Source organism: Thalassotalea sp. G20_0 (assembly GCF_017744175.1).
In the GTDB taxonomy this organism is placed as follows: Bacteria; Pseudomonadota; Gammaproteobacteria; order Pseudomonadales; family Endozoicomonadaceae; genus Endozoicomonas.
Genome location: NZ_JAGHQV010000041.1, coordinates 16245 through 40811, shown reverse-complemented (window position 1 = coordinate 40811; position 24567 = coordinate 16245). Strand labels below are relative to the sequence as shown.

Genomic DNA, 24567 nt, shown 5'->3' with positions numbered 1-24567 from the left:
GCCTATGTATAATATCAGGCAGAATCCTCCAGGCTCATTTGCTGGATCACCACAGAAGGATTTTCAATCTGTCAATGAAGAGATACTCATCACTGGATTTTCGCGAGCCATTAATTCTGTTGACCAAAAAAACATTCCCGGGGAAAAGAAAAGTAAGTTTGCAAATGTTCCCCAACATGCCTCTCTGATCAGCCATAAAATCGAACAACTTAATCGTCAGGGACGCACTTACCTGTTGCAGGTGGATAAGCCTGAAGTGGATAAGGACCCGGGTAGTGGCAATACAACCATAGAATCTTCGACAGAGACCCTGCCTGTTAATACCTCCGGGATTTTGCAATACGTATCAAAGGGCGACCTGAGAAGATTCAACTGTAGAGCGAACAATCTCTTTGATCATAAACCGATTGCTTGCAGGCATTTGGCCTATGCGTTTGCTACCGGGGCGTTTGGCTCGAAAGATGTCGGTAAATTCACGTCCATTGATCAGCTTGATAAAATTTCCCGTCACAGCGGTATTAAAATGGATCAGGCACTGCATGACACCACTGCTGATGGATATAAAACTGCACAGGAAGCTTATTACTTTGATCGCAGTGGCTTAGGCCTGGCAATTCATGAGGCTTGTCAACAGCAGCTGGCCGATAGCGAACAAAATAAAGCCTATCTGTTTTCGTCATCGAACCATTTGATGGTTCTAAAGATAAACTGGTCACCTGAGCGACCGGAAATAAAACTGGCCTTTTATGATCCCAACGACACCCTGAGGGTCCGACGACTCATCGTCCCTGACCTGCAAACCCTGAAGGCGATTAAAATAGAGCACCTTGTCCCGGATTCTGATATCAAATTATATTACCCCGAGGCTTCTTTGGGTGGATGTTTAACCACGACAACGGTTGAGAGCCAGGCCGGTCACTCGTTGGTCAGGGTTATGGCCGATATGAATCCGTCCATCCTGTTTTTAATGCTCCAAAATGGCCATTTTTCTTCGAAAATGGTCGATCACTTCCTGGGGCAATTGAACCAACTTGATTCATACAATCAAAAGATTGCCCTGATGGTTATGGATGAAGATGGTGTACCAGGACTGCACATGGCATTTCAAAGGAACCATGGTGAGTGCGTCGGGAAATACCTGGATCTGGTCATGGCCAGCCCCTTCAGCGAGGAGGTCAAACAGGACCTGATAAAGGCGAAATCCCCCAAGGGTTTTCCCGGGCTCTACGTAGCACTGCAATACGGCTACAGGGGGTGCGTGGAGAGTTACCTGGATCGGGTCCTGGCCAGCCCCTTCAGCGAGGAGGTCAAACAGAACCTGCTGATGGCGAAATCTGACTGGGGTTACCCCGGGCTCTTCGAAGCACTGAGAAATGGCCATGTTGAGTGCGTGAAGAGTTACCTGGATCGGGTCATGGCCAGCTCCCTGAGTGACAAGGTCAAACAGGACCTGATAATGGCGAAATCCAATGATGGTTTTCCCGGGCTCTACGATTTACTGCAAAATGGCCATGGTGAGAGCGTCCGGAATTATCTGGATTGTGTCATGGCCAGCCCCTTTAGCGACGAGTTCAAACAGAACCTGCTGATGGCGAAATCCCCCAAGGGTTTTCCCGGGCTCTTCGTAGCACTACGAAATGGCCATGTTGAGTGCGTCAGGAATTTCCTGGATTGTGTCCTGGCCAGCCCCTTGAGCGACGAGTTCAAACATAATCTGCTGATGGCGAAATCCCCCGGGGGGGTTCCCGGACTCTTTGAGGCACTGCGAGATGGCCACGGTGAATGCGTAAAGGTTTACCTCGATCGGATCATGGCCAGCTCCTTGAGTGACGAGGTCAAACAGGACCTGATGAGGGCGAAATCCAACGATGGTTTTCCCGGGCTCTATGTAGCACTGCAAAATGGCCATGGTGAGTGCGTCAGGAAATACCTGGATTGTGTCATGGCCAGTCCCTTCAGCGAGGAGGTCAAACAGGACCTGCTGCTGGCGAAATCCAGCGATGGTGTTCCCGGGCTCTGCGCAGCACGGCACAATGGCCATGGTGAGTGCGTCAGGAAATACCTGGATTGGGTCATGGCCAGTCCCTTCAGCGATTTGGTCAAACAAAACCTGCTTGGGGAAAAGAAAAGTAAGTCTGCAAATGTTCCCCAACATGCATCTCTGATCAGCCATAAAATCGAACAACTTAATCGTCAGGGGCGCACTTACCTGTTGCAGGTGGATGATAAGCCCGGAGTGGATAAGTCCCTGACCCCGGAAAGTGGCAATACACCCACAGAATCTTCGACAGAGACCCTGCCTGTTAATACCTCCGGGATTTTGCAATACGTATCAAAGGGCGACCTGAGAAGATTCAACTGTAGAGCGAACAATCTCTTTGATCATAAACCGATTACTTGCAGGCATTTGGCCTATGCGTTTGCTACAGGGAAGTTTGGCACGAAAGAGGTTGGCAAATTCACGTCCATTGATCAGCTTGATAAAATTTCCCGTCACAGCGGTATTAAAATGGATCAGGCCCTGGATGACACCACGGCGGATGGATATAAAACTGCACAGGAAGGTTATTACTTTGACCGGGCAGGCTTGGGCCAGGCACTTTATGCGGCTTGTCAGCAGCAGCTGGTCGATAGCGAACAAAATAAAACCTACCTGTTTTCGTCATTGAACCATTTGATGGCCCTAAAGATAAACTGGTCGCCTGAGCGACCGGAAATAAAACTGGCCTTTTATGACCCCAACGACACCCTGAGAGTCCGACGGCTCATTGTCTCTGACCTGCAAACCCTGAAGGCGATTAAAATAGAGCACCTTGTCCCGGATTCTTGTTCAATCAAATCATATTACCCCAAGCCTTCTTTGGGGGGATGTTTAACCACGACAACGGTTGAGAGCCGGGCCGGTAGCTCGTTGGTCAGGATTCTGGCAGATATGAATTCGTCCATCCTGTTTTTAATGCTCAGAAATGGACATTTTTCGTCGCAAATGGTCGATCAATTCATGGGGCAACTGACCCGGCTTGATCCATATAATCAAAAGATTGCCCTGATGGCGAAAAATGACCAAGGTGTACCAGGACTGCACATGGCATTACAAAAGGGCCATGGGGAGTGCGTCAGGAAATACCTGGATTGGGTCATAGCCAGCTCCTTGAGCGACGAGGTCAAACAGGATCTGCTGATGGCGAAATCCGACAGTGGTTTTCCCGGGCTCTTCGTGGCACTGCAAAACGGCCGCGGAGAATGTGTGAAGAGTTACCTGGATCGAGTGATGGCCAGCTCCCTGAGTGACGAGGTCAAACAGAATCTGCTGATGGTGACATCCCCCAGGGGGTATCCCGGGCTCTTCGCAGCACTGCGAAATGGCCATGTTGAGTGTGTCAGGAATTACCTTGATTGTGTCATGGCCAGCCCCTTCAGCGACGAGTTCAAACAGAACCTGCTGATGGGGAAATCCCCCAAGGGTTCTCCCGGACTCATCGAGGCACTGCGACATGGCCATGATGAGTGCGTCAAGTGTTACCTGGATCGGCTCATGGCCAGCTCTTTGAGTGACGAGATCAAACAGGACCTGATCAGGGCGAAATCCAGCGATGGTTTTCCCGGGCTCTACGTAGCACTGCAAAATGGCCATGTTGAGTGCGTGAAGAGTTACGTGGATCGGGTCCTGGCCAGCTCCTTGAGCGACGAGGTCAAACAGTACCTGCTGATGGCGAAGTCCCCCAAGGGTTTTCCCGGGCTCTGCGTGGCGCTGCTAAACGGCCATGGGCAGTGCGTGAAGAGTTACCTGGATCAGGTCCTGGCCAGCTCCCTGAGCGACGAGGTCAAACAGAATCTGCTGAGGGCGAAATCCGACAGGGAGGTTCCCGGGCTCTTCGTGGCAATGGAAAACGGCTGCGGGGAGTTTGTGAAGAGTTACCTGGATCGGGTCCTGGCCAGCTCCCTGAGCGACGAGGTCAAACACAATCTGCTGATGGCGAAATCCCCCAAGGGTTTACCCGCGCTCTTCGTGGCACTGCAAAATGGCTATGTTGAGTGCGTGAAGAGTTACCTGGATCGGGTCCTGGCCAGCTCCTTGAGTGACGAGGTCAAACAGGACCTGCTTAGGGCGACATCCAGCGATGGTGTTCCCGGGCTCTTCGAGGCACTGCGAAATGGCCATAGTGAGTGCGTCAAGAGTTATCTTGATCGGGTTATGGCCAGCTCCTTGAGCGACGAGGTCAAACAGGACCTGATGAGGGGGAAATCCAACGATGGTTTTCCCGGGCTCTACGTAGCACTGCAAAATGGCCATGTTGAGTGCGTCAGGACATACCTGGATTGTGTCATGGCCAGCCCCTTTAGCGAGAAGGTCAAACAGGACCTGCTGATGGCGAAATCCGGCGATGGTGTTCCCGGGCTCTACGTAGCGCTGCAAAATGGCCATGGTGAGTGCGTCAAGAGTTACTGGGATCGGGTGATGGACAGCCCCTTAAGTGATGAGGTCAAACTGAATTTGCTGATGGCGAAATCCAGCGCTGGTTTTCCCGGGCTCTATGCAGCACTGCAAAAGGGCCATGGTGAGTGCGTCAGGAGTTACTGGGATCGGGTGATGGACAGCTCCTTCAGCGACGAGGTCAAACTGAATCTGCTGAGGGCGAAATCCGACAGTGGTTTTCCCGGGCTCTACATAGCACTGCAAAATGGCCATGGTGAGTGCGTCAAAAGTTACTGTGGGCGGGTGATGGACAGCTCCTTCAGCGATGAGATCAAACTGGATCTGCTGATGGCGAAATCCGGTAAGGGTTTTACCGGGTTGTTCAAGGCGCTGCAAAATGGCCATGAGGCGTGTGTCAGGGATTACATGAGTCTGGTCATGGCCAGTCCTTTCAGCGATGAGGTCAAAAAAAAACTGCTGATGGCGACCTGGGGTGATGATATTTCCGGACTCTACGTGGTAATGAAAAGTGGCAAACGGGAATGCTTCGAGACGTATGTTACACAGGCTATTAACAGCGTCTTGAGTAACGATTCAAAACAATCAATGATATCGTCGACTCAGGCTGACTGAACGGCCTTGTCCCGGATTCTGATTTGCATCAAATTATATTATTCCGAGCCTTCTTTGGGTGGGTCGCCACTCTGCTGTCTGTTGAAGAACCTGTTGTAGAACCTGTTGAAGACTATGATGTATGCTTTGATGTAAAAATCTGTTCATGACTAACGTATACTAGGAGCCTGCCGGACTTAAGACTGTCCTACTGCGGTTGCGATAAATTGGTCTAAAAATTCCTGCTTCTTCGTCAAATAGCCCCGCTATTCTCCTCAGAAGCAGAAATTTTTATCCTCAATTTCTCGCAATCCTCGCTACGGACGCTTAAGTCCGGCAGGCTCCCGGCTCACATTCTAAGGCGACATCACCGAGTTTATGGAACACTTCAAAATTGTCGGAGTAACCGGCCGCCAGGGGCGTATTCAGGTGGAGGATACTCTAAGGCATCTGGCAGACTTTCTGCGGAAGCGGGGGGCGACCGTAGTTCTGGATGAACAGCTGGACGGTCTGTTGCCTGCTCAATCCTTTACCATGATCAGTCGTGAGCAAATGGGGCAGCAGTGTGACCTGGTGATCGTTGTGGGTGGTGATGGGAGCATGCTGGGCGCTGCCCGGACACTGGCGCTGTATGATATTCCCGTGATCGGTATCAACCGCGGGCGGCTGGGATTTTTGACCGATATCTCCCCGGATGAGCTGGATGACCAGCTGGCGGAAGTGCTTGAGGGACGTTACCTGGCCGAGAGTCGTTTTCTTCTCGAGGCCCGGGTTCGCCGCCAGGGCAAGGTGATTGGTCAGGGGGATGCGTTAAATGATGTGGTGCTGCATCCCGGCAAGTCGACCCGAATCATTGAGTTTGAACTGTATATCGATGGGCAGTTCGTCTATAAGCAGCGGGCAGATGGCTTGATTATTGCCACGCCAACCGGTTCAACCGCTTACGCGCTGTCCGGCGGTGGTCCCATTATGCACCCGAGGCTGGACGCCATTGTTCTGGTGCCCATGTATCCCCACATGTTAACCAACCGCCCCCTGGTGGTGGATGGCGATAGCGAGCTGAAACTGGTGATTCGCCATGAAAACACCATATCCCCGCAGATCAGCTGTGATGGACAGATTCATATCACCTCGGCACCGGGGGATGAAATCACGATTCATAAGAAGTCTCAGCGTTTAAAGCTGCTGCACCCTCTGAACCATAATTTTTATGAGTCCTGTCGTTCCAAGTTGCGTTGGAACTATCAGGAAGAGCGCTGTTAATTCAAGGACTTTTTTCACGTTATGCATAGGGCATTGGAACTCCCCGGAGACATCGACCTGAGCGACCTATCCTACTTTCTCTATGCCCGGGGGATTCCCCATAAGGTCACAGAAGAGTCAGGCAAACAGGTGATCTGGACTGAGAATGAGGAAAAGTCCCGTATTGTTACCAGCCTTTACCAGCAGTGGCAGTCCGGTGATTTAAAAGTGCTGGCAGCCCCACCCAGGCCCGGTGTGAATGCGGGTGCTTTGCTCAAGAGCATTCCCTGGCAGAGCATACCGGTCACCTTGCTGTTTATGGTGGCCTGTATGGTGGTCGCGCTGATCACCCGGGCCGGTGCCAACTGGCAGGCAATAGCCTGGTTCTCCTTTATTCCCTTCGAAGTGGCTAATGGTTATCTCTACTTTGGCAGTTTTGGCATGGGGCTTGATCAGGGGGAATACTGGCGGCTGATCAGTCCGATCTTTCTGCATTTTGGCCTGAGCCATCTGGCGTTCAATATGCTGGCTCTGTATATTTTTGGCAGTCGGCTGGAGACGCGTCAGGGGGGCATTCATCTACTGGCCATCATCGTTTTTACTGCGGTGATTTCCAATGTTACCCAGTATTTCTGGGGTGGCGATGATACTATTTTCGGTGGTTTTTCCGGTGTGGTGTACGGCCTGATGGGGTATTGCATGACCCGGGAAAGGGTGGACCGGAACTGGCAGTTTGGACTCCCGCCGTTTTACTACGGCTTTATGCTGACCTGGCTGGTGGTGGGTTATACCGGCGTTCTGGGTACTATTGGCTTTGGTAATATGGCCAATGCCGCACATACCGGAGGTCTTGTTGCAGGTTGTCTGCTGGGTGCCATTGCCGGTTTACTGTTTAAAGAAAAAGATTGAAAAGGATTCGATACCATGCAGTTAGATGCTTTTCTGGAGAAGATGACGCCTGCTATTCATCAGGCATTGAAGTTGGCCCTGGAGCTGGGTAAGTGGCCTGATGGACGGGCCATGACGGAAGAAGAACGGGATGTCAGCCTGCAGGCGGTGATTGTTTATGAACACGAACACCTGCCAGAGTCAGAGCGGGTCGGCTATATGCCCGGCAAATGCAAATCCGGTGGTACATCGTCCAAAGAGGACAGCTCTGCTGAAGAGGCCACCATTCTTCGTTTCAGGAACTGAACATTCTCTCTTTATGTTGATGTCGCTCTGTTGGTTGATAACAGGGCCGTTCTTACCCTACACAAGAGTACAACTGTGTCCACCATCACCGGATCGCTCAGCAAAATGCATTCAGACCTGTTGACCGGGACTGACAACAGCAAGAGCCAGGTTACCTACCAACTGCCCGTTGGCGATCAATTGCTGCCATTGAATGAGCTGCTGGGACAAAAGTTGTCCATGCAGTACCAGGGGGAAATTCATTGCTGCCACTGTGGCCGGAAAACCAAAAAGAGTTTTAACCAGGGGTTCTGTTATCCCTGTTTTAAAAAGTTGCCCCAGTGTGACAGCTGCATTATGAGTCCGGAAAAGTGCCATTATCATCAGGGCACCTGCCGTGATCCCGCCTGGGGAGAAACTTTCTGTATGACAGATCATGTCGTCTATCTGGCCAACTCATCCGGTCTGAAAGTTGGCATTACCCGGGCAACCCAGGTGCCAACCCGCTGGATTGACCAGGGTGCCACGCAGGCCATGCCATTTATTCGCGTGGCGACCCGACAGCAATCGGGGCTGCTGGAAGTGATTTTCAAGGAATTTATCAATGACCGGACCAACTGGCGGGCTATGCTGAAGGGGCCCGCTGACCCTCTGGACCTGCAGGACACCGCCCGGGAACTGTTGGACATGAACAATAGTCGGATTACCGCATTGCAGGAGCAATTTGGCATTCAGGCGATACAACCTTTGGCAGGTGTAAAGTCAGATATTGACCCGTCTGCCGTACTGAATATTGATTACCCGGTGATTGAATACCCCGCCAAAGTGACATCCCGATCCTTTGACAAGGAGCCGCTGATTGAAGGCACGCTATTGGGTATTAAGGGGCAGTATCTGATTTTTGATAATGGTGTGGTCAATATTCGTAAACATACCGCCTATAAGGTGAGCGTGGCTGTAAATTAATCACAGTCCCTGTGCAAACGCTTATGAAAAAGACAACAGGATGGACAAGATGAAAGACTCGCAACCAAAAGCGATTTACCTGAAAGATTATCAGGCACCTGACTACTGGATTGATCAGACCAACCTGACCTTTGATCTGTTTGAAGACCATGCGATGGTTACCTCAGTGCTGAGTATTCGTCGTAATCCTGATAATCCGTCAGCCAGCGCTGCAGAAAACGCTCCCCGGAACAAGCTTCCTGAGCTGGTACTGGTGGGGGATGACCTTGAACTTCTTTCTCTTGAAATTGATGACCAGCCATTTCCGGACTTCGTGGAAGAGGGAGGTTTTCTCAGGATTGCCACACCCACAGAAGCGTTCACTTTAAAAACCGTCTGCCGTATCAAGCCCCAGGAAAACACCTCCCTGGAAGGGCTCTATAAATCCAATGGTATGTTTTGTACCCAGTGCGAGGCAGAAGGTTTTCGCAAGATTACCTACTACCTGGACCGTCCTGATGTGATGTCCCGGTTTATCACCCGAATCACCGCCGACAAGGCAGCGTATCCGGTGCTTCTCTCCAATGGTAATGATATTGAGCGTGGCGAGCTGGACCATGGCAGGCACTTTGTCACCTGGGAAGACCCCTTCAAAAAGCCAAGCTACCTGTTTGCCCTGGTCGCGGGTAATTTGCAGTATGTGGAAGATCACTTTACCACCATGAGTGGCCGTGAGGTGACACTGAGGCTGTTTACCGAAGCGCACAATATTGACCAGTGCGATCATGCCATGATCTCTCTGAAGAAATCCATGAAGTGGGATGAACAGGTCTATGGTCGTGAATACGATCTGGATATTTTCATGATCGTCGCCGTTGATCATTTCAATATGGGTGCCATGGAAAACAAAGGTCTGAATATCTTTAATTCAGCCTGTGTGCTGGCCAGTCCGGAAACGGCGACAGATGCCCGCTTCCAGCGGGTTGAAGCGATTGTCGCCCACGAATATTTCCACAACTGGTCCGGTAACCGGGTTACCTGCCGGGATTGGTTTCAGCTGAGTCTGAAAGAAGGGTTTACCGTGTTCCGGGATTCGGAATTTTCTGCGGATATGAACTCCCGGGGGGTAAAACGCATTGAGGATGTCAACATTCTCCGTACCGCCCAGTTTGCTGAAGATGCCGGGCCAATGGCGCATCCGGTAAGACCTGAGTCGTTTATTGAGATTTCCAATTTCTATACCGTCACCGTTTATGAAAAAGGGGCGGAAGTCGTACGGATGATTCATGGCATTCTTGGGCCAGAGGATTTCCGCAAAGGGTCAGATCTTTACTTTGAGCGCCATGATGGTCAGGCCGTGACCTGCGAAGATTTTGTCAAAGCCATGGAAGATGCTTCTGGCCGCGACCTGGGCCTGTTCCGCCGCTGGTACAGCCAGGCAGGTACGCCAGTACTTAAGGTCAGTGATGAATACGATGAAGAGAACAAGCAGTACCGGCTGACCATTGAGCAATCCTGTCCTGCGACACCGGGGCAGAAAGAAAAGCTGCCATTCCATATTCCTGTGCGTATCGGCCTGCTGGACGGAGAGGGTGAGGATCTGCCGCTTAATAACGCAGGAGACACCGATCAGGTACTGGATGTTAAACAGGAAAAGGAAACATTCACCTTTGACAATATTGAAGAGCGCCCACTGCCTTCTATATTAAGAGGGTTCTCTGCGCCGGTGCGGGTCAGGTATGACTATTCCCGTGATGACCTGCTGTTCCTGATGGAAAACGACAGCGATCACTTTAACCGCTGGGATGCCAGCCAGCGTCTGGCCAGTGGTGTGATTGATGAAATGGTGGCGGCCCTGGAACAGGGCAGGGAGTGCAGCCCGGATGAAAGCCTGATCAAGGCGTTTGGGACGATTATCACCGATGAGTCGCTGGATCTGGCGGTAAAAGCCGAGATGCTGTCATTGCCATCGGAAGCGTCCCTGGCGGAACAGGCGGTTGAGGTTTACCCGCAGTTTATTCATCAGGCACGCCTGACCGTCAAGAATGCGATTGCATCTGCGCACCGTGAGTCGCTGGAAACTCTGTGGCGCTCTTTAAGCATCAATAAGCCTTACCGACCTGAAGCAGAAGATATTGCTGAACGCACGCTGAAAAATATCAGCCTGTCCTATCTGACCAGTCTGAATGATAAAGGCATGTTGGCGCTGGCGGAGCAGCAGTATCACGGTGCGTCTAATATGACCGATCGTTTTGCGGCACTGGCCAGTATCGTTAATGCTGGCTGTCAGAATCGGGAGCTGATTGAGGAAGCGCTGGCGGATTTCCTGGAACGCTATCAGGATGATACCAATGTGATGGACCAGTGGTTGTCGGTACAGGCCGCCAGCCCATCAATGGGAACCCTGGAACATATTCTGGCACTGATGCAACACGATATTTTTGATGCCACCAGTCCGAATAAACTGCGTTCTGTGCTGGGTGGTTTTGCCGGCAACATGAAGCAGTTTCACCGTGTGGATGGCCTGGGGTATGAGTTCCTGACGGATCAGCTGCTGGATCTTGATAAGAAAAACCCGCAGATTGCTGCACGGCTGATGACGCCTTTAACCCGCTGGCGTAAATTTGAGCCTGGCTGTCGTGAACGTATGCGCAAAGCACTGGAGAGAATTAAAGCAACGCCTGGCCTTTCTTCTGATGTTTATGAAGTAGTTACCAAAAGCCTCTGATGTTTCGTTTAAGCCGGCTTCCTGAATAAGGTGCCGGCTTCCACAAGCATTCGCCTCGTTCGGTGGCACCCACAATAGCAGTGCTGGTTACATGACCAAATCGCATGCAAATCGATGGTAATGATTAAGCCGTGCGTTTCCACACCAGCTTATCGGCGAAATCACCATCGGTGGCGCTCAGGGTGAGCAGATCACCGTCAAACTCATACTTTCTTTCCAGAACAGTACCTGTCCACTGGGGTATCAGACTGTTTTTAATATGGTGTTGTACCATATCTCCGTTCACAGTAAATGGGCCACAATAGGCAACATAACCCATGCCGGAGCGGCAGAAGAGTTCTTTCAGCCGATCAAACTTCTGTTGTTTTTCAGCGGTCAATTCTGGTGCCTGGATGCCTGCCGGGGGGGCGAGTTGCATACGAGCGGCAAACAGATGGCGACGATCCTGCGGTACGGGCGGACGATCTGTTTCCATCAGGGTGGCTGATACCCAACCGTTTTCAGTGTAGATAATATGGCCTTCGGAATTACCGTCAAATGGGTAGACAACATAGCCGGATGGTTTGTGGGTAACGGACCATTCCTCAAGAGCCCAGACGCCGACAAAGTCGTTAGTGTCAGTCATTCTGTGTTCTCCTGCCGGGGGTTGTTGCCACCGGGGTGACTTGATAGTACGAGCTGTTTGTTATTCATGACAGGTGCCTTTTTTTATCGTTTTTTATAATGTAAAACCGTTGGCTCGGCTAAAGCAGGCGTATACTAACACAAATTGCCGTTTATTATGCTCAAAAGCTGCTGGCAAAAAATAGTCTCCCTGGCACAGCTGGTCACTACCGATGGCGATACCCTGCAATGAACACAACATGACCAGGCGGGCAGATGGTTGTTTTATCCATAATCGTTTTATTTTCAATATCTACACCCGGATATACTTCGCTGTTCAATAATGTTTGTTTATACTCGTCTCACTAAAAACAAGAATATAAAAAGAAGGGAAGTCGTATGCCTGTTGCCATTCTGTCTTTCGTATTACTGTCTGTTGCAATCTTGTCCGCCGAATCGGTGTATGCCTTATCTTCAAAGCCTCCTGTTGACCGCCCGGCGGTCCAGTCCATAAAGGCAGCCAACAGTCTTCTACTGGATGTGACCCGTACTGATGGTGGTGAAAGGCTGGTTTCTGTGGGTGAGCGTGGTCACATTGTCTACTCCGATGATCACGGGGTCAGCTGGCAGCAGGCCAGTGTGCCAACCATGCAAATGCTGACGGCGGTGCACTTTCCCTCAGAAACGATTGGATATGCCGTCGGTCACGATGCCATAGTACTGAAGACAGAAGATGGTGGCGAGACTTGGCAGCAGATGTATGTTGATCGTGAGGCAACAGTACCACTGCTGGATGTATGGTTTAGTGACAGCCTTCACGGCTTTGCCGTGGGTGCGTACGGTTACATTATTGAAACGGTAGACGGCGGCAAGAGCTGGGAATTTATCGATGACCGTATCGCCAATGACGATGAGTTTCACTACAACGCCATTAACGACGATGGTCAGGGCAACCTGTTTCTGGCCGGTGAGGCCGGTATTCTCTTTCGCTCCTCTGACGCGGGCCAGTCCTGGGTAACTCTGGAGAGCCCGTATGAAGGTTCCTGGTTTGGTGTAAGTGGCGGGCATGGTCGTGTTCTGGTTCATGGTTTGCGGGGTAATATTTATCAGAGTGCGGACCTGGGGGAGACCTGGCAACCACTCAGCTCCGGTACCGATCAAACCCTGTTTGGTTCCACCAAACTGACCGATGGCAGTATTGCGCTGGTTGGCAATTCCGGGGCGGTACTGACCGGGTCTGGTGCGGAGCTGGCTTCAGGTACCAACAGTGGTCTGTCGGTTTCACACCGGCCGGACCGGATGACACTGAGTGCACTGGCACCGAGCAGTGATGGGTTTATTGTGGTTGTTGGCCAGGGTGGTGCCTACCGGATGACCCTGGAAGGCAGTGTGTTGGAGTAGAAACAGTTTTATATTGTACGACTGTGAACGTATTTTAAGTAAGCTTTAAAAAAAATAACTAAAAGATCCGGGGCAGCCAGTTATGTCGTCTTTTCATCATTCATCCCAATCCTCTCTATCCAGGGAAGGCAGCGAACCAATAGTGGAACGGATGATTTTCAATAATCGTCTGCGGGTTTGCCTGTTGTTCCTGCTGGTCTCACTGTTTCTCACCTGGCAGATGGTGACCGGACTGCGGATGGATGCCAGTTTCCAGAAAATGGTGCCGCTGGAACACCCTTTTATCCAGAATATGCTTCGTCATATGGAAGAGGGGGGCAACTCCGGAAATACCATTCGCATAGCGGTGGCTCCCCGGGATGGCGATATTTTTTCCGCTGAGTATATGGAGTTGCTCAAGCAGATTAATGATGAAGTGTTTTATCTTCCGGGGGTTGATCGAGGCAATCTGAAGTCCCTCTGGACGCCATCGGTTCGCTGGATTGAAGTAACGGAAGAAGGCTTTACCGGTGGGACGGTGATTCCTGACACTTATGACGGCAGTCGGGCCAGCCTGGACCAGCTTCGGGAAAATATTCTGAAATCCGGCCAGGTCGGAAGGATCATTGCCAACGATTTCCGTTCCAGTATCGTCAGTGCACCGTTGTTTGAGAAACATCCGGAAACCGGCGAAAGCCTGGATTACCAGCACCTTTCTGCGCAACTGGAAGTGCTGCGCAGCAAATATGCGGCACAGGGTGTTGATTTGCATATTACCGGAATTGCCAAGATTTTTGGGGACCTGTTCGAAGGCGTGAAAGCCATTGTCTGGTTCTTTATTATCGCCCTTGGCGTTACCAGCCTCCTGTTATTCCTCTATTCCCGCTGTCTGAAAAGCACCTTTATTCCGCTGTTGACGTCCATCATCGCGGTGGTCTGGCAGATGGGTCTGTTGGCTACCCTTGGCTATGGTCTTGATCTTTACTCGGTTCTGGTGCCTTTTCTGGTGTTTGCCATTGGCGTGAGCCACGGTGTCCAGATCATTAACAGTATCAGTGCCGAAACGGCCCGGGGGGCAAACTCCCTGACCGCTGCACGGCGGACATTCCGAGCCCTGTATATTCCCGGCATGGTGGCACTGATTTCTGATGCCATCGGTTTCCTTACCCTGCTGGTGATTGATATTCAGGTGATTCAGGATCTGGCGATTACCGCCAGTGTCGGGGTTGCTACCATCATTTTAACCAACCTGGTTCTGCTGCCGGTGCTGATGTCGTTTATCACAGTCAGCAAACGCTCCGTTGACCATGCCAGAAAGAGCCAGCAGCAGGAGTCCCGGGTCTGGCAAGTGGTCGCCAAACTGGCCAGCCCCAAGGTGATGCCGGTGTCTATCCTGATTGCCCTGCTGGGCTTCGCTGCGGGCGCTTACAAGGCAACTGACCTGAAAATTGGTGATCTTGACCCCGGTGCCCCGGAGTTTCATCCGGACTCCCGCTACAACCTGGATAACCTGTTTATTAACAGCCATTACGCCACCAGTGCCGATCTGTTCGTCACCTATCTGGAAACTCAGCCCGAAGGTTGTAGCCGTTATCCGGTGATGGATGCCATCGACCGATATATGTGGCATATGGAGAATGTGCCGGGGGTTCAGTCTGCGCTCTCGCTGGTCACCGTGTCCAAGCAGGTGATTAAAGGGCTGAATGAAGGAAGTCTGAAATGGCAAAGCCTCTCCCGTAACCCTTATGTGCTGAACAACTCGGTGGGGAATGCGGCTGGACTGTTTAATGCCGACTGTTCCAGTGCGCCGATTATCCTGTTCCTGGATGATCACAAGGCCGAAACGCTGGAGCGGGTGGTTCAGGCGACCCAGGCGTTTGCTGCTATCAATAACACCGAAGAGTTCCAGTTTGTCATGGCCAGCGGTAATGCCGGAGTAGAAGCGGCCATCAATGAGATTATTGCCCAGGCGCAGAATAAAATGCTGTTCTGGGTGTATGCGGTGGTCAGTATTCTCTGCCTGATTACCTTCCGTTCAGTGAAAGCGGTGCTCTGCATTATTATTCCACTGGGACTGACTTCGGTGCTCTGTCAGGCGCTGATGTCTTACCTGGGGATCGGTGTGAAAGTGGCGACCCTGCCGGTTATTGCCCTGGGTGTGGGGATTGGCGTGGATTACGGAATATATATCTACAGTCGTTTAGAGAGTTTTATGAGGCAGGGTATGTCCCTGGAAGAAGCCTATTACGCAACGCTGAAAATAACGGGTAAGGCCGTTACCTTTACCGGTGTAACTCTGGCCATTGGGGTCGGTACCTGGATCTTCTCGCCGCTGAAATTTCAGGCGGATATGGGGATTTTGCTGACCTTTATGTTTGTCTGGAATATGGTTGGGGCTATTTGGTTGTTGCCGGCTTTGGCCAGGTTGTTGTTGGTGCCTCGGGTTGGGAAAGAGCTTTTGGTTGAAGCATAAAAAAGTTGGCAGTGGGCAGTGGGCAGATTTTTGTGGGGGGTATTGGAAAGTTGCTCACTGGTGGTTCATTACTTTTCAAATTGTTACAAATGTATTAGTATTCGATCACGAAAAGTCACACGACATTCGCACAATAATAAAAATGCACCTCAAGATGTGCCTGAAGGGAAGTACTAATGAAAAAAATCAATCAATCCCTCTTTGCCCTGTCGACACTGACACTGGCCATGCAGGCTGGTGCTGCGGGTTTTGCCCTGAATGAATCTTCAGCGGCTGCTGCAGGTACTGCTTATGCGGGGCGGGGTTCTAATGCAGAAGATGCTTCTATTATGGCGGCTAATCCTGCGGGTATTGCACTTTTGAAAGAGCGGCAGGTGACTGTGGGTGGGGCTGTTGCTGTTCCTAAAGGGGACTTCAAAGGCACCAGTACTAACTCTATAACTCTGCCTCCTCCTACAGGTGCGGTAACTACTAATGGAAGCAGTAGTAATGATGAGTTTCTGAACACTTCTTTGATACCATTTGGCTATTTTTCAATGCCTGTAGATGATCGGCTCTCGTTCGGTTTTGGTATCTATGCGCCATTTGGTTCTTCTACAGACTACAATGACGACTGGGCAGGGAAATATCTTGCAGATGAAACTCAAGTTACTATCGTTAATTTCCAGCCAACAGTCGCCTATAAGTTTTCTGATCAGCTCTCTTTGGGTTTAGGTGTTTTCGCTACCTATGGAGAAGGAGAACTCAGCCGTTTTATTAACCCTGCTTCACCCAATGATAATGTTGTGATCAAAGGTGATGATGTTGCTTATGGGTGGAATATTGGTGCAATTTGGCAGCCACAAGAGTCAACATCTCTCGGTATAAGCTATCGCTCCAGTATCAAACTGAAACTAAAAGGTCATGCTACTGGTAGTGGTAATCTTTTCCTTGCTACATCAGGCTCGGCCTCTGTGAAAGAGAAAGCAAAACTTGATATTACTTTGCCTGAAAACATTGACATTAGCTTAACCCACCAGATTGATGACCGGTGGACAGTAATGGCTGGAGCAACTTGGACACGATGGAGCCAGTTTGACAAGTTAGTCATTAGTTCTGATGAAGGGGCTGGAACTGGCCCAGTTTCTGATCCTTTCCCGGGTTCGCCTGCCCCAGGAATAATCACATACGTTCAGGAAAATTGGACAAACACTTGGGCATTTGCGCTGGGTGCAAGTTATAAGTACAGCGATCAGCTGACTCTGAAAGCAGGCTACGCCCTGGATCAAACCCCGGTTAAAGATGATTACCGTACCGCTCGTATTCCTGATGGTGATCGTAACTGGTTTACTGTGGGAGCGAAGTATGAGCTGGGTAATGACTGGACCGTTGATGCAGCCTACGGCTATATGTTCGCTGGAAAGGTGAAAATTGATGAAAGAAATTATAATGATGATGGAACTCCGGGCAGCAATTTTAACCTGAAAGGTGAATACAACAACACCGCCCACTTGTTCAGCGCATCGGTAACCAAACGCTTCTAAAACCAAAGGGTCTTGTCTGACCCTGTACAAGTGATCGTAAAAGAAAAGCCCGGCCGTCGCCGGGCATTTTTTTTCTGCGCATGGTGAATTTGTTGACTACCTTGTTGATAGGATAAATCAACAAAAGAAATCCCATGGGGGGGTATGAGTGCTAATGAATACACCTGCTTCACTTCAGCTCACCCTGGCGGCGCAGTCACTCCCGTCCAATAGTGAGATTGCCAGTGGCAAACAGATATCTTCAAGGGCTGAAAAAAATGCTGGTACGTTTTTTTCAGGTCATATAATCAATGATTCCTCAGAGGCATGTTCAGGTACATCGACGTTAATGCCTGACTCATATGGTGTTGCTGAAGCAAAGTTGAAAACCCCCAGTGATGACCCAATAGTTTGCCGTTCTGTTACCTCTGCTGACGATCTTTGCAGGAGAATCCGCCTGTTGACTACTTCAGCTTCCAGACCGTCTACGAGTGCAAATATTTCGCTTCCGGATATAAGAGAAGAGGGTGCTGATGATCCTCAGCCAGATATGGTACGGAATAAGTATGTCCTGGATGTACGTGGAAAATACGATTTCCAAACGCTGCGCATTAGCTTGATTCGGCAACATTTACACCAGGCACTGGAACCATTGCTATCTCTGTTGGCTGAGGACAAAAATATAAAAGGCGTCGTCAGGCATAAGGAGGATCCCCTTGTAGTGACCGTCGATATGGAAGCTTATAATCATGGAAAGATTGCTTCCTTAGGGCCCCATTTTGCTTCTCTGCTCAGATACGAGGCTGATGATCCCTACTACCCCTATGTATTCTGGGATACTGAAGGTTGTATTACGGTTAAAAACTTGCTTCTGATCCGTTACAGTACGCCGGCTTTTTAATTACCTGTTGCCGTTAAAAAACCTTCTCGTTAAAAGAATAACGCCGCAAAACACCCGCAAACGGTCATTACCAGCAGCAGCTTTTTCAGTGTGTCTGGTTTGGCCTTAATGGCAAACTTTACGGAAAGGTGTGCGCCAATGATATAACCGATGGACAGAACCAATGCCGGAATCCAGGCCACCTGGTCACGGGCAATAAAGACGACCAGGGCTACTATCGTAAAAGCCAGGGTACAGACCAGTTTCAGGGCATTGCCACGCACCAGGTCGTGACGGAGAACGCCACATACCGCCGCCAGCAAAATAAAGCCGACACCTGCCTGCACAAAGCCGCCATAGAATCCGGCTATGGTCAGGCCGACCCAGGATTTCGGTGAGTCTGCCACTTTCAATGGCACAGTACCTTCTGGCGGAACAATCATGGCTGGCCGCAGTACCATAATCAGGCTCATGGTGACCATGGCTCCCAACAGCATGGGCTTTAATGCCCACTCCGGGCTGTAAGACGCGGTCACTGCCCCCGCCAGACCTCCCGCCAGGGTAGGGATCATCATGGGCAGAATCTCTCCAGTCTCCAGACGGTTATGTTGCCTGAAGCCCAGGGCTCCGGTCAGGCTCTGCAGGAAAATGCCAACCCGATTGCTGGCATTGGCAATATCAGCGGGCATGCCCATGACCATCAGGGCTGGCAGCGTCAGGTTGGAACCGCCCCCCGCCAGTGTGTTGATGATGCCTGCCACTATGCCCAGTGTGATCAGTATTGCGGATGATACTACCGTGACTTCCATAAATCGTTCCTGTTGTCGCCTTTTTGTTCGGGAAACCGAAGTTTTGTCAATTAAGTAAATCTATTAGAGGTATTCTTTTAATTAATTTTTATGTTCGATGATTTGGTCGTAATCTTTATCACGTGAAAGGCAAACTTAAACCAGAAAACACTCTCCGAGAGAAGCGAAAAGGAAAATCAAATGACTCAATCTCTGATTAACACTGTGATCAAGCCATTCAAAGCCACTGCTTTCCACAAAGGCGAGTTTATCGATGTGACCGAACAGAGCCTGCTGGGCAAATGGTCAGTGGTCTTCTTTTACCCGGCTGACTTCACCTTTGTCTGCCCAACGGAACTGGGTGATCTGGCTGACCATTACGAGAAACTACAGTCCCTGGGCGTCGAAGTATACTCCGTGTCAACGGATACCCACTTCACCCATAAGGCATGGCATGACAGCTCTGAAACCATCAAGAAAATCCAGTTCCCGATGATCGGCGATCCAACCGGCACCATCACCCGCAACTTCGGTGTGATGATTGAAGAAGACGGCCTGGCACTGCGTGGCACCTTTGTAATCAATCCTGAAGGTGAAATCAAGGCCATCGAAACCAACGACCTGGGCATTGGCCGCTCTGCCAAAGACCTGGTGCGTAAGGTACAGGCTGCCCAGTACGTCGCTGAGCATGACGGCGAAGTTTGCCCGGCCGCATGGCAGCCAGGTGAAGAGACTCTGGCACCGTCCCTGGACCTGGTTGGCAAGATCTAAGTAATAGATTACCGCTGATAGCCTGCCCGGACAGCCTGTTCGGGCATGGCTCAAAGGCTGACCAGGAATAGTGAGTAAACCGTTGTTCAATATTCCTGGCCAGCTTTACAGAGGCTTGTCTGAGAAGCCCGGTCAGAACAAGCCTGATCGAAGCAAGTAAGAAACCGTTTTTATCATAAACAGGGGTGCGACCATGCTCGACACAAATATGAAAGCCCAGTTACAGAGTTACCTGAAAAACCTGAAAACAGCCGTTGAGCTGATGGTATTTCTGGACGACAGCGATAAGTCCGCGGAAATGGCCTCCCTGGCCAACGACATTGGCAGCCTGTCTGACAAGGTATCTGTCACCCAATCAGACAACAGCAATGAGCGCAAACCCTCCATGCTGGTTCGCTCGGCGGCAACGGGCAGTGAAATCCGCTTTGCCGGCCTGCCCATGGGCCATGAATTCACCTCCCTGGTACTGGCGCTGCTGCACAGTGGTGGTCACCCCATTAAGGTGGATGATTCCGTGGCAGAGCAGGTAAAAGCACTGGAAGGTAACTACCGCTTTGAAACTTACGTTTCCCTCAGCTGTCAGAACTGCCCGGATGTGGTGCAGGCGTTGAACATCATGTCAGCCCTGAATCCCAACATCACCAATGTGATGATCGATGGAGCCTTGTTCCCGAACGAAGTGGACGAACGGAAAATCATGGCCGTACCCTCGGTTTACCTGAACGGTGAACTGTTTGCCCAGGGACGTATATCTGTGCAGGAAATCCTGAACAAACTGGATACCGGCGCTGCCCGGCGTCAGGCAGAAGCGATCTCGGAAAAAGCACCGTTTGATGTGCTGGTGGTTGGCGGTGGCCCTGCCGGTGCCTCTGCTGCCATCTACAGTGCCCGAAAAGGCATTCGTACCGGTATCGTGGCGGACCGTTTCGGTGGTCAGGTGATGGATACTGTTGGTATTGAAAACTTTATCTCCGTTAAGGCGACGGAAGGCCCTAAACTGGCCGCGAGCCTGGAAGAACATGTCCGTGACTATGACGTGGATATCATGACTCAACAGCGTGCCAGCCGGATTGTGGCGGCGGAACAGGTGGGTGATCTGATTCAGGTTGAGCTGGAAAGTGGGGCAACATTGCACAGTCGCTCACTGGTTATCGCTACCGGTGCCCGCTGGCGGGAAATGAACGTGCCCGGCGAGCAGGAGTATCGGGGTAAAGGCGTCGCCTATTGCCCACACTGTGATGGCCCACTGTTCAAAGGTAAAAAAGTTGCAGTCATTGGTGGTGGTAACTCCGGTATTGAAGCCGCAATCGATCTGGCAGGTATTGTTGAACATGTCACTGTTCTGGAATTCGACAGCAGACTGAGAGCAGATGAAGTGCTACAACGCAAGGCTCGCTCCATGGGTAATATCGAAATCATTACCGAAGCACTGACCACTGAAGTGCTGGGCGATGGTGAGAAAGTGACCGGACTGCGTTACACCGACCGGGCAACGGATAACAGCAATACAATTGAGTTGTCGGGTATCTTTGTCCAGATCGGTCTGGTTCCCAACGCCGAGTTCCTTAAGGACACCCTGGAGTTAAGCCCACGTGGTGAGATTATTGTCGGTGCCCAAGGTGAAACTTCGCTACCCGGCGTGTTTGCCGCCGGTGATGTCACCACCGCACCTTACAAACAGATCATTATTGCCATGGGCGGTGGTGCAAATGCGGCGTTGGGTGCCTTTGATTACCTGATCCGGACGCCGGAGCCACAGCAGCAGAAAGCGGCTTGATTGTCGGTACTTTGATATTTTGACATAAAACTTTAGTTTTTGACCAAACAGACCTCGGTAACAATACTCCACGTGTTGTATAACCGAGGTCTTTTTTATGTACCGCAGAAAACTCGGAAAATCCAAGGTTAACAATATTCATGTCGACGACAAAGAAACAACCATATTTTGACTCTTAGGGTGGACATTAAGCTTACCCCGCCATTTTCAATGGCTTTTGAATGGAACCACGAAGGACACAAAGACACGAAGGAAAAGAAAATCTCTTCTTTGTGCTCTTCGTGTCCTTCGTGGTTCCATCTTTAACTTACCGAAGAGGGGAGTAGACGCTTAATGTCTACCCTAAGTATCAATCCTTACCTCGTTCCCACACAGAGCGAGGGAAGGTTAGCTACTTAAATACACGGCTTGAGCCCTTACATATCCTCCACAATAGCGACTGACGTCGTAAGCCAGGCGTTTGTGCCAGCCGAACATCTCTGCACACCCGCACTCCTACTTGCAAGATTCAGAACACTCTATGTCTCAGTCCCATAACAACCTCGCTGCCTTTATCTGGTCTGTTGCTGACCTGCTGCGGGGGGATTTCAAACAGTCCCAGTATGGCCGGATCATCCTGCCATTTACCCTGTTGCGCCGTCTGGAGTGCGTACTCGCGCCCTCCAAAGAGGCGGTGCTGGCCAAATATGAGCAGGTGAAAACCATGAACCTGCCCGCCGATGGCAAGGAGAAAGTGCTGCTGCCTGCCACCCGCACCCGGAGAACCCGCAGGGCCTGACCTTCTTCAACACTTCGCAGATGGACCTGTCCAGACTGGGGCAGACCGGGATTAAAGACAACCTGGAGAACTACATCCAGTCCTTCTCCAAAGATGCCCGGGAGATTTCGATCACTTCCGTTTTGACGAATTTATTGATGCCCTGAACGCCAGTAATCTGCTATTCAAGGCGGTACAAAAGTTCGGCACTATTGATCTCAGTCCGGCAGCGGTGTCCAATCATGAAATGGGTCTGGTGTTTGAAGAGTTGATTCGTCGTTTTGCGGAATCCTCCAACGAAACCGCCGGTGAACACTTTACTCCAACTTCTGATAACCAGAACCCCAGCCGTATCGGTATTATCCTTAACGGTTCGCCGTTGTTTACCGGCGGTGCGGGCAGTGGTGAGAGCGAGATTCGTCGTTATATTCTCGAAGAAGACTTGTTAGAAGCCATTGTCGCTCTGTCCACGGGTATGTTCTACAACACCGGCATCGCCACCTGTGTGTGGGTGCTGAGCAATAAGAAAACTGACGCCCGCAAGGGGAAAGGTGCAGCTGATTAATGGCACCAAACTGTTTGGCAAAATGCGTAAATCCCTTGGCTCCAGGCGCAATATCATGAGCGAAGACGATATTGCCACCAAGACAGTCTCACCCATAAAGCCATGGGCTATGCCCTGAACCAATGGTCAAAACTGGTCGTGTACTGTGAAGATGGCGACCTGAATATCAGCAATGCAGCGGCGGAAAATGCTATTCGCCCCTTTACTCTTGGTCGCAAGAACTGGCTTTTTGCTGATACACCAAAAGGTGCCAGACCAGCGCCATCTTTTACAGCCTGATCGAAAGTGCAAAATCCAATGGCCTGGAGCCTTTCGAATACCTGAACCACATTTTAAAAGAGCTGCCTTATGCGGAAACGGTTGAGAAACTGGAGCAGCTTCTACCCTGGGCAGTGAAGGCATCTCAAGAATAAGCTGATCTGGTAGGGTTGGCTATTACGCTGGTTAAATTGGCGCTTACCAAAGAAAAGCTGGGAAAAGTCGCTTTGAAGACCAAAGATGAGTTCACAGGTTTTGTTCGTAGCAAGATGCGAGCACTACAAAAAATGCCTGAAGTGGTGCAAGGTTTTTTCAGGTTGCATGACGCCAGCTATGCTTGCAGTCAATGTTAACTATAATGGCTGGAAATCGGTAATAACAGGCGGGAGCTGCGGCTATTATGGATGAAATCAAGTTTGGTGTTCAGTCGGCACTTTCACATTCATGGCACAGACATTCAGACTCCTTGATGCCAGTCAGGGCCACAAAATCGCTTGTTAATGGCATCAAGGCAAGTTTTGGTGGTTATTCTGTCAGCGTTTTGCGTTCTATCACCACAAAGTTGATGAAAGAACACCCTGATGCATGGTTTACTAAAGCACTCCACGAACCATTAAGTGCTTATAACATTAACATCCCGCTAGCCTGCGAGAGATCAACTTGCTATGTTGTCAACAAGATAAAACAGCTGCATGAAAAAGGGCGAAGTCTACAGATTAAACTCGTTTTCAAGCAGGATGGTTCTATCGTTCCAATTCCCATGTATAACTCTGATAATTCCTGGTTTCCAAAAAACCTTAATGGTCGAGTCTGCCGCTCTGATAATGACACCATAGCTCCTGGAGAAAAAATAGTCTGCCGACATATTGCCTGGGCTTATGCCAAAAATGTATTCGGCCGGGGCAAAGATAGTTTTAAAAGAATAAATACCTCAGAAAAAATGCAGTCAACCTTTGCAAATACATCTAATCATCCACACGAATCTGTAGAGAATTATCGATATGGATTATTTGCTGATGGATATTATTTCCTTGAGGGAAAGTTTTCAGAGGCCATTACAGGGCTGGTAAAAAAGTATTGGAAAATGTCGGCTGGCGACGAAAAGAACTTTTATTTTCGTTCACGCGACGATGGAGCAATTGACCACTCAATGGCCTTGAGATTAAAGAAGCAGGATGGATGCATGAAGGTTATTTTTTATGACCCTAACGCTACACTTATGCACAGAACAATCCTTCTCTCGGAACCAGATTTGGCTGCACACATTACTGGTGAAGATCTTCAAGCCAGCTTCCTCTCTCATGGAGCACTTATTAATATTGATGATTATAAGAAATTTTCTAACGAATGTGATGTTCAGTGCTTTGGTGCCTCACCCAATGTGATGAGTCATCATATACAAATAGCACCTGGGCATTATCCCGAGATAGTACGCTGGCAAGTTTCTGCCCCGTGATAGATCACCCTGTAGCAAATGGATCATGGTTAATTAATAAAAAGGGATAACATCTATTGGATTAAATAGATCTTGATAATGGGCGAAGTCTTCAGGTTCAACCTGGGAGGCTGACCGAGAATAGACTGCCCTACTGCGGTTGCGATAAATTGGTCTAAAAATTCCTGCTTCTTCGTCAAATAGCCCCGCTATTCTCCTCAGAATCAGAAATTTTTATCCTCAATTTCTCGCAATCCTCGC

At 50.2% G+C, this 24567-nt stretch carries 16 protein-coding genes and 2 pseudogenes; 16 read left to right on the top strand and 2 right to left on the bottom strand.

Annotated elements, in window-relative coordinates; genetic code table 11:
• Positions 1–4: 4 nt before the first annotated feature.
• The 6 genes from J7438_RS19670 to pepN all read left to right on the top strand — a co-directional run bounded on the left by J7438_RS19670 (position 5) and on the right by pepN (position 11117).
• Positions 5–5050: a ShET2/EspL2 family type III secretion system effector toxin gene (locus J7438_RS19670; protein ID WP_209277896.1), complete on the top strand. Its 5046-nt coding sequence runs from the start codon at positions 5–7 to the stop codon at positions 5048–5050.
• Between the two features lie 357 nt (positions 5051–5407).
• Entirely contained in the window at positions 5408–6292 is an 885-nt protein-coding gene (locus tag J7438_RS19665) for an NAD(+) kinase (RefSeq protein WP_209277895.1), read from the top strand.
• A gap of 21 nt (positions 6293–6313) precedes the next feature.
• Positions 6314–7180 (top strand): rhomboid family intramembrane serine protease, encoded by an 867-nt coding sequence (locus J7438_RS19660; protein ID WP_209277894.1) that lies wholly within the window; start codon positions 6314–6316, stop codon positions 7178–7180.
• Between the two features lie 15 nt (positions 7181–7195).
• Positions 7196–7465 (top strand): YeaC family protein, encoded by a 270-nt coding sequence (locus J7438_RS19655; protein WP_209201012.1) that lies wholly within the window; start codon positions 7196–7198, stop codon positions 7463–7465.
• A 105-nt stretch (positions 7466–7570) separates the two neighbouring features.
• The gene (locus J7438_RS19650; protein ID WP_209277893.1) at positions 7571–8410 is read left to right on the top strand and encodes a DUF2797 domain-containing protein; all 840 of its coding nucleotides are present in this window, start codon (positions 7571–7573) and stop codon (positions 8408–8410) included.
• 49 nt (positions 8411–8459) lie between these two features.
• Entirely contained in the window at positions 8460–11117 is a 2658-nt protein-coding gene (pepN, locus tag J7438_RS19645) for an aminopeptidase N (RefSeq protein WP_209277892.1), read from the top strand.
• A gap of 124 nt (positions 11118–11241) precedes the next feature.
• Here the strand turns inward: pepN and J7438_RS19640 are convergent, their stop codons facing one another.
• Entirely contained in the window at positions 11242–11742 is a 501-nt protein-coding gene (locus tag J7438_RS19640; RefSeq protein ID WP_209277891.1) for a lipocalin-like domain-containing protein, read from the bottom strand.
• Between the two features lie 377 nt (positions 11743–12119).
• On the opposite strand from J7438_RS19640, the gene J7438_RS19635 reads away from it, so the two are divergent.
• The 4 genes from J7438_RS19635 (at position 12120) to J7438_RS19620 (ending at position 17976) form a co-directional block, all read left to right on the top strand.
• Positions 12120–13121 (top strand): YCF48-related protein, encoded by a 1002-nt coding sequence (locus J7438_RS19635; protein WP_209277890.1) that lies wholly within the window; start codon positions 12120–12122, stop codon positions 13119–13121.
• An 82-nt stretch (positions 13122–13203) separates the two neighbouring features.
• A complete protein-coding gene (locus J7438_RS19630; RefSeq protein ID WP_209201017.1) occupies positions 13204–15573 on the top strand; it encodes an efflux RND transporter permease subunit in 2370 nt (789 codons plus the stop codon).
• Positions 15574–15749: 176 nt separating this feature from the next.
• Positions 15750–17096 (top strand): OmpP1/FadL family transporter, encoded by a 1347-nt coding sequence (locus J7438_RS19625; RefSeq protein ID WP_209277889.1) that lies wholly within the window; start codon positions 15750–15752, stop codon positions 17094–17096.
• Positions 17097–17250: 154 nt separating this feature from the next.
• Positions 17251–17976 (top strand): hypothetical protein, encoded by a 726-nt coding sequence (locus J7438_RS19620; protein WP_209277888.1) that lies wholly within the window; start codon positions 17251–17253, stop codon positions 17974–17976.
• Positions 17977–18005: 29 nt separating this feature from the next.
• On the opposite strand, the gene J7438_RS19615 is transcribed toward J7438_RS19620, so the two are convergent.
• Entirely contained in the window at positions 18006–18764 is a 759-nt protein-coding gene (locus J7438_RS19615; RefSeq protein ID WP_209277887.1) for a sulfite exporter TauE/SafE family protein, read from the bottom strand.
• Between the two features lie 180 nt (positions 18765–18944).
• Between J7438_RS19615 and ahpC the strand changes: the two genes are divergently transcribed.
• The 6 genes and pseudogenes from ahpC to J7438_RS19580 all read left to right on the top strand — a co-directional run bounded on the left by ahpC (position 18945) and on the right by J7438_RS19580 (position 24327).
• Positions 18945–19514 (top strand): alkyl hydroperoxide reductase subunit C, encoded by a 570-nt coding sequence (gene ahpC / locus J7438_RS19610; protein ID WP_101747468.1) that lies wholly within the window; start codon positions 18945–18947, stop codon positions 19512–19514.
• A gap of 193 nt (positions 19515–19707) precedes the next feature.
• Complete coding sequence (gene ahpF / locus J7438_RS19605; RefSeq protein ID WP_209277886.1) at positions 19708–21291, top strand: alkyl hydroperoxide reductase subunit F; 1584 nt, start codon at positions 19708–19710, stop codon at positions 21289–21291.
• A gap of 520 nt (positions 21292–21811) precedes the next feature.
• Positions 21812–22692, top strand: a pseudogene (locus J7438_RS19600) (type I restriction-modification system subunit M); the annotation flags it as partial.
• Positions 22644–23026 (top strand): annotated as a pseudogene (locus tag J7438_RS28690) (IS66 family transposase). The pseudogenes J7438_RS19600 and J7438_RS28690, both read left to right, overlap by 49 nt.
• Before the next feature lie 15 nt (positions 23027–23041).
• Positions 23042–23224: a hypothetical protein gene (locus tag J7438_RS19585; protein ID WP_209201025.1), complete on the top strand. Its 183-nt coding sequence runs from the start codon at positions 23042–23044 to the stop codon at positions 23222–23224.
• Between the two features lie 47 nt (positions 23225–23271).
• Positions 23272–24327, top strand: coding sequence for a ShET2/EspL2 family type III secretion system effector toxin (locus tag J7438_RS19580; RefSeq protein WP_209277885.1), 1056 nt, complete (start codon positions 23272–23274; stop codon positions 24325–24327).
• Positions 24328–24567 lie beyond the last annotated feature (240 nt).

Bases quoted from the DNA above. Each gene is read 5' to 3' on its own strand.
- ahpC (WP_101747468.1), top strand. From the start codon at position 18,945: ATGACTCAATCTCTGATTAACACTGTGATCAAGCCATTCAAAGCCACT.
- J7438_RS19650 (WP_209277893.1), top strand. From the start codon at position 7,571: ATGCATTCAGACCTGTTGACCGGGACTGACAACAGCAAGAGCCAGGTT.
- J7438_RS19635 (WP_209277890.1), top strand. From the start codon at position 12,120: ATGCCTGTTGCCATTCTGTCTTTCGTATTACTGTCTGTTGCAATCTTG.
- J7438_RS19580 (WP_209277885.1), top strand. From the start codon at position 23,272: ATGGATGAAATCAAGTTTGGTGTTCAGTCGGCACTTTCACATTCATGG.
- J7438_RS19660 (WP_209277894.1), top strand. From the start codon at position 6,314: ATGCATAGGGCATTGGAACTCCCCGGAGACATCGACCTGAGCGACCTA.
- J7438_RS19655 (WP_209201012.1), top strand. From the start codon at position 7,196: ATGCAGTTAGATGCTTTTCTGGAGAAGATGACGCCTGCTATTCATCAG.
- ahpF (WP_209277886.1), top strand. From the start codon at position 19,708: ATGCTCGACACAAATATGAAAGCCCAGTTACAGAGTTACCTGAAAAAC.
- J7438_RS19640 (WP_209277891.1), bottom strand. From the start codon at position 11,742: ATGACTGACACTAACGACTTTGTCGGCGTCTGGGCTCTTGAGGAATGG.
- J7438_RS19615 (WP_209277887.1), bottom strand. From the start codon at position 18,764: ATGGAAGTCACGGTAGTATCATCCGCAATACTGATCACACTGGGCATA.
- pepN (WP_209277892.1), top strand. From the start codon at position 8,460: ATGAAAGACTCGCAACCAAAAGCGATTTACCTGAAAGATTATCAGGCA.
- J7438_RS19665 (WP_209277895.1), top strand. From the start codon at position 5,408: ATGGAACACTTCAAAATTGTCGGAGTAACCGGCCGCCAGGGGCGTATT.
- J7438_RS19630 (WP_209201017.1), top strand. From the start codon at position 13,204: ATGTCGTCTTTTCATCATTCATCCCAATCCTCTCTATCCAGGGAAGGC.
- J7438_RS19670 (WP_209277896.1), top strand. From the start codon at position 5: ATGTATAATATCAGGCAGAATCCTCCAGGCTCATTTGCTGGATCACCA.
- J7438_RS19620 (WP_209277888.1), top strand. From the start codon at position 17,251: ATGAATACACCTGCTTCACTTCAGCTCACCCTGGCGGCGCAGTCACTC.
- J7438_RS19625 (WP_209277889.1), top strand. From the start codon at position 15,750: ATGAAAAAAATCAATCAATCCCTCTTTGCCCTGTCGACACTGACACTG.